Here is an 11,330-nt window from a genome sequence, read left to right as displayed (position 1 = left end):
AGCATCGCACTTAGAAGATGCTGTTGCCCAGAGATGGGTAGAAAAAGTAGTGTAAGGACGATTATTCAATTGCTGATAGCAATCATCAAGCGCGAGTTTAAAGGATCATAAACTTGAAAATCCATTGATGGCAAACAAGCCTCAAATAACGATTTGAGGCTTTTGATGCTGATAGTAGCTTAGAAAAGTTTATTGTAGAAGAAAAATTACTTGACATTAATACTATCTTAACTAGCACTGGATGTCTTTAAATCTTGAGAAATATCAGGCACTAGCAACATTGCTAGAGCTGTTACGTGCTGATGCTACCACAACTGGACTGGATGCATCTGCGCTGAGGCAGCGTTTGACCTCGGTACAGCAGTTGTTTAGGCAGGAAATTGTACCTTTGACTAATGAAGATTCGCGGGTACAGTCTTATCGAACGGAAATCAGCAAGCAATTGCGCCTGTTGGAAATAGATGTGATGTTTTTCCAAGGAGCGCGACAGGCATCTACTGCACAAGCGAGACTTCAGACTATTAGCGATCGCTTGACAACTCTGATTCAATACTGTAATGCCATTATGCAACAACAAGCGGAGGGAGAAAAATAACAATTGTTCACCTTTTTCTCTGGTTACTCTATCATCCCATTGACGACCTATAGTGGAAAGTTATTTTGGCAACAAGTTGCAACGTCGATATAACAAAGTGCTGAGTTGTGAGTGCTGTTAGCGGATAGCTATGGTTTAGCCCGTGCTGAGTAGAAATCCAGGTAATTCAAGGCTTTGAGTAATCAATATTGTCCTAATCTATACTTCGATTGCTATACATGCGCTTCCACTGACTAACTAGTGTATTGAGAGTAAAAATTTGAGATAAAGTGTAATCTTCCCTAAGTGAAGAATACGTGAAAATACTGTCTTTTTACCTATAGTTAACCTAAAGTATCAATTTACTTAACCTATAACCGATAGTTTGCGGATGTACCTGTAGATGTTGGTTCATCCTACCCTGCGTGATAACTTCCGACAGATTTAATCTATTCGGCAAAGTGACGTAAAAACTCAAAAGGGTTGCATCACAGGAAATTCTTGCGTCTAATCATTTATTGAGATCATGACCATCCACAAGCTTATCGCCTTCATAGCTCCATCCGCCCTTGTGTTGGGAGTAATGGCGGCTCCAGCAGAGGCAATGCTGCTCAAACCTATCGGCACTTATAACACGGGTCTTTTCGATGTTGGGGGTGCTGAAATCCCGACTTATGACCCGGTTACTCAACGGCTGTTTGTCGTCAATGGGGAAACCAGGACTATTGATGTAATAGGCATTAGCGATCCGACTCAGCCATCGTTGCTATTTAACATTGATATCACACCCTTCGGCAATGCAGCTAACAGCGTCGCCTTTAAAAATGGCCTGCTTGCAGCAGCGGTTGAAGCAGTTGACCCGTTAGATTTGGGCAAGGCTGTATTTTTTAACGCTAATGGTGATTTAGTTAACTCCGTTAATGTTGGAGTCCTGCCTGATATGCTGACCTTTACACCAGATGGCACTCGCGTACTGGTAGCGAATGAGGCTCAACCAAGTGATGATTATACTATTGATCCCGAAGGCTCAGTTAGCATCATCAACTTAGCGGACTTTAGCGTAATCAACGCCGGCTTTAACTAGTTCAACAGCCAGATTGATCAGTTACGGGGTAAGGGGGTACGGATTTTTGGCCCTAATGCCACAGTTGCACAAGATGTAGAACCAGAATACATCACCGTTTCTCAAGATTCTACTAAGGCTTGGGTGGCGTTGCAGGAAAACAATGCGATCGCAACGCTTGACTTAATTAATAATACATTTACCAACATTATTCCTTTGGGATTTAAAGATCATAACCTGCCAGGGAATGAAATTGATACTAGCGATCGCGATGACGCTATTAACATTACCAATAGACCTGTTCTAGGTATGTACCAACCAGATGGGATTACCTCTTACACCGTTAATGGTAAGACTTACATTGTCACAGCCAACGAAGGGGATGCCCGCGATTATGACGGTTTTAGCGAAGAATTACGATTAGGTAATGCCCGGTATCAACTCAACCCCGATGTGTTCGCCAATGCCGATGAGCTAAAACAGCCAGAGAATTTGGGTCGCTTGACAGTAACCAATACTCTAGGCGACTTGAATGGCGATGGTCTATTTGAGCAAATCTATGCATTTGGAGCTCGCTCCTTCACGATTTGGGAGTGGGATGAGGCTACCAGCTCACTCAAGCCAGTCTACGACAGTGGCGACGACTTTGAGCAAATTACTGCTCAACGCTTACCCGATTTCTTCAACTCTAACAATAATGAAAACAGCTTCGATACCCGCAGCGATGACAAGGGGCCGGAACCAGAGGATGTAAAGATTGCCAAAATTAATGATCGCTTTTATGCTTTCATCGGACTGGAGCGCATCGGTGGCGTGATGGCATACGATATTACCGATCCACAAAACCCTGTTTTCATCGACTACGTAAACAATCGTGACTTCACGGCTGAACCAACTTTGCCAGATGGGACAACTAACCCGGCGATCAAAGATTTAGGCCCGGAAGGTCTGCTTTTGATCTCTGCCGCAGATAGCCCCAATGGTCAGCCTTTGCTAGTAACAGCCAATGAAGTGAGTGGAACAACAACGCTCTTTTCAATTAATGTTCCTGATGATGTCAAATCGGTTCCCGAACCTGGAGCTATTCTGGGCTTAGTAGCAGTTGCTTCAATGGGAATACTGAAATTTAAGCGAACACGATAGAAAAACTTAGTAAAACAGAGACGTTGCATTGCAACGTCTCTGTTTTACATGGTCTATCTGTCACATTCTTTTTTTAAATTGGCATTAGCACTGGGAATTAAATCTTTTAAGTTTGACAGGTTTAGTCGTAAATTATTTTCTGTTGAGTTAAAGGGTGTAACTTGGAGGAGCACAGGTAACAGCAATCAATAGAATGATGAATAGGCTGAGTATTTAAGGAAATGGCAACTCATGGCACAGGCAATTCTTCAGAAAATACTTAATCAACTTCAGGAGCTTGAATTAGAGGAGCTACAGCAACTCAATCAGGCTATTGACAAGCATCTTGCTGTCAAGCAAGAAACTGCTAATCAGACAACATTTTATCAAGCCTTGTTAAATTCTGGCTTGATAAGACAAATCAAGCATCCTTCTTATGTGCAGACAACTCAGCATAAACTTGTTCAGGTACGGGGAAAGCCCATCTCTGAAACAATTGTTGAGGAACGCCGCTAGATGGCAGTCTACTTTATAGATAGCAGTGCATTAGTGAAGTGTTATGTCAGTGAAACTGGCTCATTATGGGTACTAGGATTATTTGACCCTGCTTTGAGTAATGAAATTTTCATTGCAGCAATTACAAGTGTCGAGATTGTCGCCGCAGTTACGAGACGGGCGCGTGGTGGAAGTATAAGTTCCACAGATGCAACAATGGTGTGCAATCAGTTGATAAATGACTTGCAGACAAAATATCAAATTATCGAAATTACCGAGAACATAATCAGTTATGCAATGACACTGGCCCAAACCTATGGGTTACGAGGTTATGATGCTGTTCAATTAGCACCTGGTCGTGCTGTAAACACACTCTGCACAACTAATAGTTTGCCTCCTGTAACCCTAGTGTCCGCAGATAAAGAGTTGAGTGTAGCAGCCTCAAGTGAGGGATTGTTCATTGAAGATCCCAACAGTTACCTGTAAGTAAGCTCACACGTGGCTATACTTGGTCATCTGAAATAGCAAATGATTGCTAATCTGATAGACTAGCTAAAATTTGAAATTATTAAAGCTGGTAGCTCAGGGCTAATAACTAAGTATGAGTAAAGCCTTATTTTGTATCGAAAATCTGCGAGTTGCCTATCCTCAGCGGAGTGGAGAAGAACCAAGCTGGGCCGTTGATGATGTATCTTTCACTCTGCAACCAGGCGAAAGAATGGGGCTGGTAGGAGAGTCTGGTTGTGGTAAGTCTACCATAGGACGGGCAGTAATGCGCCTGCTACCAAACTCTAGTCGGGTTGAGGGACGGGTGACATTTCAGGGACAATCGGTGTTTGATTTAACGCCACCTCAGTTACGAAAATTTCGGGGGGAAGCGGTGGCGCTGATTTTTCAAGATCCGATGACGCGCCTTGATCCTTTGATGACTATTGGTAAGCATTGCATCGAAACACTCCAGGCGCATTCACCAGAGTTATCGACACGGGAAGCCAAAGAAAAAGCACTGGCGACATTGGAAAAGGTGAAGATTCCTGCTAGTCGTTGGAGTCAGTATCCTCATGAGTTTAGCGGCGGAATGCGACAAAGAGTAGCGATCGCCTTAGCTTTACTGCTCAACCCCAAGTTAATTGTTGCCGATGAACCCACAACTAGTTTAGATGTCACAGTCTCCGCGCAGATATTGCAAGAATTAACTCGACTGTGCGCTCAAGAAAACATGGGATTGCTGCTGATTTCCCACGATTTGGCAATGGTGGCGGAGTATTGCGATCGCATTGGCGTGATGTATAACGGTAAAATGGTTGAAATGGGTGCGACGGAATCCGTATTTAGGCAACCTCAACATGAATACACGCGATCGCTCTTAAAAGCAGCTTTGCATATTCAAGCAGTTGATAATCATGGAGAGTTAGTAATTGCTAATGAGGGAGAAAAGCTATTACCAATTATTAATGAGCAATCTCCAATTTTACACATTACCGAACTCAAGCAATATTACACCATAGAACCTAACTTCATTGAGCGTCTATTTAAGGCACAAGCACAGACAATTAAAGCAGTCGATGGTATTAACCTGGATCTGTATTCAGGGGAAATTCTTGGTTTAGTCGGGGAGTCAGGTTGTGGTAAGAGTACGCTATCACGAACAATCTTGCAGTTAATTCGTCCCACTAGTGGTAAAGTTGAGTTTTTGGGACAGGATTTAACTACTTTGTCGCGCCAAGCAATTCGCACCTCACGGCGACAAATCCAAATGGTTTTTCAAGACCCTCACGCTTGTCTCAATCCAGCCATGACAGTGGGAGAAAGTATCGCCGATCCTTTATTTATCCACAATCTGGCTGATGCTGCTCAAGCAAAAACCCAAGTTTTATCAATGCTTCAGAAAGTGGGATTAACACCACCAGAGGTGTATTATCAACGTTATCCAGCTGATTTATCTGGTGGACAGCAGCAACGAGTTGCGATCGCTCGCGCTTTGATTACTCATCCTAAACTGCTCATTTGCGATGAACCTGTAAGCATGTTAGATGCTAGTGTGCAGTCGCAAGTGCTGGATTTGATGTTGGAATTAAAGGAAGAGTTTGAGCTTACTTATTTATTTATTACCCATGATCTTTGGTTAGCAAGATTTTTGTGCGATCGTATTGCTGTCATGAATGGTGGCAAAATTGTAGAACTAGGCCCTACAAAACAAATTTTTGCTAATCCTCAACACCCCTATACCAAAACTTTACTAGCAGCGGCTCCCTTACTTGCACGCGCCTAACAAAGTCAGTAGACTTCTTGCAAAAGTCGATTTTATGAAAGTTAAACTACAGATGAAGTGTGGTTCTAAATAAAAAACTAGGATTTTTACAAGATGTGCAGAGCATCGATTCAGTAATCGCAAAAACCCGATTTCTTTTTTGACTGTACAGATGTTGCATTGCAACGTTTCTACGAAACAATGGTTTTTTCACTCAGGACTCACAACTTATACCAATTCAATTAATGTAGAGACGTTGCATTGTCTCTACATGTTCTGTCTGTCAAATTATTTTTTTAATTGGTATTAGTATCATCCCCTCCCTCAATTAATTTTGTTGTTTCCTCACTTGAACCATATAGCTCAACAAATCTTTTAAACAGCAACATAGTTTCGTGATTTGAAGCCCTATTTAAGTTGAATGAACGCTCTATATTTCTCTCGGCTAAAGCACGTAAATATGGCAAATCTTCAAAGAGCGTCAAACAAGAGGCAAAATGCAAAACTATTTGTAGCAAAGGTTTCGGCCACTCTAGATCGCTGTAAATATCTATAAAGAATTGATGTTCAGTATCATTTAAAGGGAAAGCATGGAATATGACAACTATTCTTTTGTTATCGTAGACAGGAATATTCAATTCAACAGTATAGGGAGTATGTAAAATTAAATCTACTTCAACAATTGGTTGTCGCCAAATTCGTAGAGGATTGATAGGAGAATCCAAAAGTGTTTTGAATTTGATTATTCCACCAATATTTGTTGGTTGGAAATAGCTAATACTTAGAATTTTTAAGTTATTCAAGCTAAATCCGTGAACTTTTTCCAAATGTTTTAAATTTAGTAGATGGTATATTTGGCAGATATAAGGAAAAGGTAAAATATACTCCTGACTAATCATGTGTCGGTTTTTTAACTTAAGCTTGTCAATTTGAGTCCGATATAAATATTCTTGATATTGATTGGGTTCTAAATCATTGCTATTGAAGCTTTCCCCAGGTTTCAGATATAACCAACTCAGAAAAAAGAAAGAGGCTGTAAATAGTTGAAAAACTTCTATAGGAGATAAATAACCATCGGCAAATGCAGCTATACTTCTATCAGTTATTCCAAAGAGCCAAGATGGTATACCAAATAGCCAAACGCCGTTTTTCAGCTTATCTATAATTAGAGCAATTTCAACTTCTATTGATAGAGTTTTATCTTTATTTGTGCTATGTTCAGAATTATTTTTAACTAGATTAGACATATTAACTCATTTTTTAGAAATTAACTTATAGCACAACATGTATTTGTAGCTAACTTAATTTTAAATATAGATAATAAAGCCAACCTCTACCTTTAGCTGTAGATATAAGTTGCTTTTATCGTTGTTTAACTGCAAACGAACTGTCTGATAATTTGGGTTAAAAAACAATATAGTTCAGTTAGTAATATTGACCCTTTACTTACCTTTTTCTGTGTTAGATACTGCGCGTAGCTGGCTTTGCGGTAAAGATAGGGGACGCTATGCGAACGAAGCTTCGTCTAACTATCATTTTTAAAAAGAGTATAGTTTCTCTTTGTGCAGAGCAAGCCTGAACTAACCTACCTTGGGTTTATACACATCACTATCTTAGTGACACTTTTTGGAAGTCTTACTATTAGAGAGTTTGAAGTTTTAATCTTTGATGCACACTTTAAAAATAACAACTTCGCAAAAATACTACTACAAGAGGATTTCAATAATTGAACTTATAGCCGTATAGCAAAAGACGTATATATTCAGATAAAAAATTTTCTTTTGCTCTACTGCAACTCGTCAGTAGCGTTGCTAGTAAATTGTTTACTGGCTGATGATATTATTGAGCTTTTTTTCATCATATCCTTGAAACTTTGCTCGTTCAGTCTAGTAAGCTACAATCTATATCTTTGAGTAAAAATTAGGCAAGTATCGTTTACGTAATGGTCTATCGCATTAATTTTGATGGTCATACCTGTTTGTAGTAAGGACTTTAGTCCTTGATTTTTTAAGCACTAAAGTGCTTACTACGAACCTCTCAAAACTTTTGTAACAGACCACTAATAGTCTGCCAATCCCAAATTCCGGATATAGGTTGGGGAAAGGTTAAAGGGTTGATATCAGCGATCGCTTTGTTGATCTCCAAGCAAGCCAGTCAAAGCAATCTTTTCCTTGCGAGAAATTAAAGTATGTTTTCCTGAAAGACTAAGATCGATACCGGATAGCTTTCAGTAAAAATAATGAAAGAAATAACACGCCGTAAATTTATCGCAACTGCCACCCTAGCGACGGGTTTTGCCCTTGCAGTACAACCTATTTCTGCCCAAGTCATCACCACCGATGATAATGGATTGGTCGCTGGTGCAGTCAAAATTCCCGTTAAAGATGGCGAAATTCCTGCTTACAGAGCGATGCCTGCAAAGGGTAGCAATTTCCCGATTGTCTTGGTGATCCAAGAAATCTTTGGCGTACACGAGCACATTCAGGATGTCTGCCGTCGCTTTGCCAAGTTGGGTTACGTGGCGATCGCTCCAGAATTGTTTGTACGTCAAGGCGATGTTTTAAAGTTAAGCAGCATTGATGAAATTCGTCCGGTGGTAGCCAAAGTGCCGGATGCTCAAGTATTATCCGATCTCGATTCTACAGTAAACTGGGGCGTGAAGTCAGCCAAAGGTAACGCTGATAAATTGGGAATTACGGGCTTCTGCTGGGGAGGGCGCATTACTTGGCTGTACGCAGCGCATAATCCCAAGGTCAAGGCAGGCGTAGCGTGGTACGGGCGATTGGTGGGCGATAAAACTGAACTGACGCCCAAGCATCCCGTCGATATTGCATCTACGCTGAAAGTTCCCATTTTAGGACTGTACGGCGGTAAGGATACAGGCATTCCTTTGGATACGGTGCAACAGATGCGCGATCGCCTTAAGTCTAGTAGCAGCAAGTCCGAAATCATTGTCTATCCCGATGCACCCCATGCCTTTTTTGCCGATTATCGCCCCTCCTACCGCGAAACAGAAGCCAAGGATGGTTGGCAACGACTTCAGGCATGGTTTAAGCAGTATGGCGTTTCATAAAAAACCACACCCTTAAATCAGTGAACAGTGAACAGTAAACAGTAAACAGTTGGGGAATTTAAACCCGCCAGATAGCGCCTGCGGCTAATCGGCTTTGGGTTATTAGTTTTGGGTTGGAAGTGAGCGTCCCCTTAGTGGTTTCCCCTAAACCCAATTATGTTTACTGTTTACCGTTTACTGTTTACTGTTAAAGCCCTACACAAAACAAGCTTCGGCGTTGGGGATGGGTTTTAAAGCCCTTTTAGTAGAATAAGGGAAACCCACTGTAGGAAACTTTCCAAGACAGATTTGGGATTTTAGTGAATTTGCTGTATCCTAGTATATCCTGCGTAATTTTACCCAAAAGGAGACTTCAGAAAAGCTTTTTACGGAACTCACCAAAGATGCATTAAAAAATGATATTGATTTCTTTGAGAATCAATATTTTGGATGCTATTTTTTTAATGTCCAATTTTTAGAACTTTAAACAAATAATATGAAACTGATCAAAAAATCTGAAAAGCTCCTCCTCGATAAGATAAAGATCATGGAGGAAACTGAAGAACAAAATCTTCAAGCCGATATCGTCAATACTCAAGAGCCAACGCTTGAAGAAAAATCAGAACTGTATTTAGAGAGTAGAACAACTAACTATATTCCATTGATTGATAATCCTGTCGTTCAATCTGTTGGAAATTCAGGATGGCAGGTTTCTGACATTTGGAAGGATGTCAGATTGGATAATTTCTAGTAATGTACATATTTTTCTGAGTAATGTATATTTTTATTGACAAATTTTTCAGAGCCTTTCATGCTCTAAGGAGGGTTAAACCTTCTCTTTAACTGGGGTTGCGATGCCGCGCTTAACTAGACCTGCTTCGAGCTCCCTGATGAATTTAAAGTCTTTCTCTAACAAGGACTGATTTTCTCTTATAGATAAGTCTTCACTCATAGAGGGTTGCTTTTCGAGGAAAGTGAATGCCTGTCGGAATTGACGCGGACTCGCCTTAATTAACGAGTCAAAATGACAAGGAATAATTTGGTGAAAATCCCAGTTAGCAACCTTATCAGCCCAATTGAGTACTTGTCTCGGTGCTTGCGGAAGAATGAGGATTTGCAGAATCGGTGCTACAAATGGACGCCCGTCTCCTCGGAGAGCATCGAATGACTGCTTCCAGTTGTCTTGCCATCGAAATGGAAATAACCCAAAGTATGCTTTTGGCGATTGCTGTGGTGCTTTGAATGCATCGCTGAACATTTGCCCCAGTTTAGATATCTCCAAGGCACTGGGACGAAAGTAAATTGCAAACAGTGAAATACGTTGCCATCCTTTGCGACGGTTTGCTTCGCTGTCCTCAATTATCTCCAAGGCATTGTCTCTAGCGTGAAACAATAAAGGGTAAGGGTCTAATTGGATGATCTCAGGTGGATCTTCTGGTATAGACAATACAGAATCAGTTACTAGTAGAGTGTGCGATCGCTTATGCAAAAGAGCAACTTCTGTAAAAGCCCCCCGTCCCAAGTTGATGTCCAGCACTTCATAGTCGAACTCATCAATAAAGGGAGCAAGGCTTTTATTCTCTGGAAGCACCTGGGTGCGTTTTTGGGGAAAGCCGAGCCAATGCAGTGGTAGGTTTAGCGGGAAACTCCACTGATGGGGAGCAACAAAAACTTGCGCTTGGGGAAAGCGTCTAGCAAAGGGGCCAACGAAAACTTTGTGTTCCAAACCAGAACTGGTAGGCAGGATAATGTACTTAACTTCACCGTGTTTTGCCACCAACTCATTAACTAAACGTACACACTCGGTCGTTGGAGCAACTGGTGCATAGATAAGAAGACCACCTGTTTGTAGCTTGACTATGGTCATCCGAATCGGCACGATTGTGTAGATAATGCCATGAAGCTGATCGAATGTCCAGATAGTGTCTTTAACTATTTCCTTACATAGTGTCCGACGCCTGCCGTAGGGGTAAAGTGGTACAGCAGGCCAGAATTTCCATGACCAGTCTTTTGGATTAGTGCTCGGATGCATCCATATAGTTTATCAAATTAATTTCTCATTGCTGTTGTCCCAGTACTTTGCGAGTGCTTGCTCTGCTTTTAACTGATGAGCAATCCAAACCAAGGTGTTAACCAATAGCTTTTGCACTATGAGCGGCGTCCCAACGAGGATTGTGTCTGCTTTCTTTAGCAATAGCGCAAAGTAAAGCAGATTAGTTGGCATACCCTCATGATTGACTTTACCATCAATTGCTAGACCGAACATTCCTCTAATAAACTGCTCAAATTGTCCCGCAGGTTGGTTTTCGCTCGTAAACGCTACCCAATCATTAGAGGCATTGCGAAAACTGTGGTGCATGAGCGCTGGAACATGTAGACTTTCTCCCGCCTGTAGTGTGCGTTTATTTCCCTTGCAACCAACTTCCATTTCTAAGCAACCCTTTAGCACAGTAAATGTTTCACTCATGTTGGTGTGGTAGTGCAACGGGCTACCTTTTGCTTTGGGTGGTAAGTCAAAACGAATCTTCGCATACCTTTCATCATCATGACTTGATTGCAGGATGGTCATGCGATCGCCTGTAACCGGATTTACAATTAGTTCTGGTTGCTGGGCAGCAATCACGATTGGAGTGGTAGAGTGAGTCTGTAAATTTGTAAGTTCCATTGCAAAAAACTCCTTTTGGTTACAACGTCTGATGCAGTGTTGTTTGACTACACTTCAACGGTAAACTCTGTGCAAAATCCTGAATTAACCTGTCCTGCCAAAAAATTG

The 11,330-nt window shown here is 41.3% G+C and carries 9 protein-coding genes and 1 pseudogene; 7 read left to right on the top strand and 3 right to left on the bottom strand.

All coding sequences use genetic code 11. From position 1 onward, the window contains the following. The first annotated feature begins 241 nt into the window (after positions 1-241). From patD to FNW02_RS21535, 5 genes and pseudogenes are all read left to right on the top strand, one after another. Positions 242-595, top strand: coding sequence for a heterocyst frequency control protein PatD (patD, locus tag FNW02_RS21555; RefSeq protein ID WP_191759540.1), 354 nt, complete (start codon positions 242-244; stop codon positions 593-595). Between the two features lie 505 nt (positions 596-1,100). After that, positions 1,101-2,780 (top strand): annotated as a pseudogene (locus FNW02_RS21550) (choice-of-anchor I family protein). Positions 2,781-3,011: 231 nt separating this feature from the next. Continuing rightward, positions 3,012-3,275 carry a hypothetical protein gene (locus FNW02_RS21545; RefSeq protein ID WP_191759539.1) on the top strand — a complete coding sequence of 88 codons (264 nt, stop codon included), beginning with the start codon at positions 3,012-3,014 and terminating at the stop codon, positions 3,273-3,275. After that, a complete protein-coding gene (locus FNW02_RS21540; RefSeq protein ID WP_191759538.1) occupies positions 3,276-3,740 on the top strand; it encodes a type II toxin-antitoxin system VapC family toxin in 465 nt (154 codons plus the stop codon). A gap of 115 nt (positions 3,741-3,855) precedes the next feature. Beyond that, positions 3,856-5,526, top strand: coding sequence for a dipeptide ABC transporter ATP-binding protein (locus FNW02_RS21535; RefSeq protein ID WP_191759537.1), 1,671 nt, complete (start codon positions 3,856-3,858; stop codon positions 5,524-5,526). Between the two features lie 275 nt (positions 5,527-5,801). On the opposite strand, the gene FNW02_RS21530 is transcribed toward FNW02_RS21535, so the two are convergent. Continuing rightward, positions 5,802-6,752 carry a hypothetical protein gene (locus tag FNW02_RS21530; protein ID WP_191759536.1) on the bottom strand — a complete coding sequence of 317 codons (951 nt, stop codon included), beginning with the start codon at positions 6,750-6,752 and terminating at the stop codon, positions 5,802-5,804. 992 nt (positions 6,753-7,744) lie between these two features. Here FNW02_RS21530 and FNW02_RS21525 point away from each other — a divergent pair. Together FNW02_RS21525 and FNW02_RS21520 are read left to right on the top strand one after the other, a co-directional pair. After that, positions 7,745-8,578, top strand: coding sequence for a dienelactone hydrolase family protein (locus FNW02_RS21525; protein ID WP_191759535.1), 834 nt, complete (start codon positions 7,745-7,747; stop codon positions 8,576-8,578). Positions 8,579-9,053: 475 nt separating this feature from the next. Further along, complete coding sequence (locus FNW02_RS21520; RefSeq protein WP_191759534.1) at positions 9,054-9,308, top strand: hypothetical protein; 255 nt, start codon at positions 9,054-9,056, stop codon at positions 9,306-9,308. Between the two features lie 75 nt (positions 9,309-9,383). On the opposite strand, the gene FNW02_RS21515 is transcribed toward FNW02_RS21520, so the two are convergent. Then, the gene (locus tag FNW02_RS21515) at positions 9,384-10,589 is read right to left on the bottom strand and encodes a DUF4336 domain-containing protein (protein WP_191759533.1); all 1,206 of its coding nucleotides are present in this window, start codon (positions 10,587-10,589) and stop codon (positions 9,384-9,386) included. A gap of 12 nt (positions 10,590-10,601) precedes the next feature. Continuing rightward, positions 10,602-11,222 carry a cupin domain-containing protein gene (locus FNW02_RS21510; RefSeq protein WP_225225814.1) on the bottom strand — a complete coding sequence of 207 codons (621 nt, stop codon included), beginning with the start codon at positions 11,220-11,222 and terminating at the stop codon, positions 10,602-10,604. Between the last annotated feature and the right edge of the window lie 108 nt (positions 11,223-11,330).

It is taken from the genome of Komarekiella delphini-convector SJRDD-AB1, from assembly GCF_014831675.1.
GTDB lineage: Bacteria > Cyanobacteriota > Cyanobacteriia > Cyanobacteriales > Nostocaceae > Komarekiella.
Note: the sequence above shows the minus strand (reverse complement) of the source record. Positions and strands in the feature narration are given on the sequence as shown.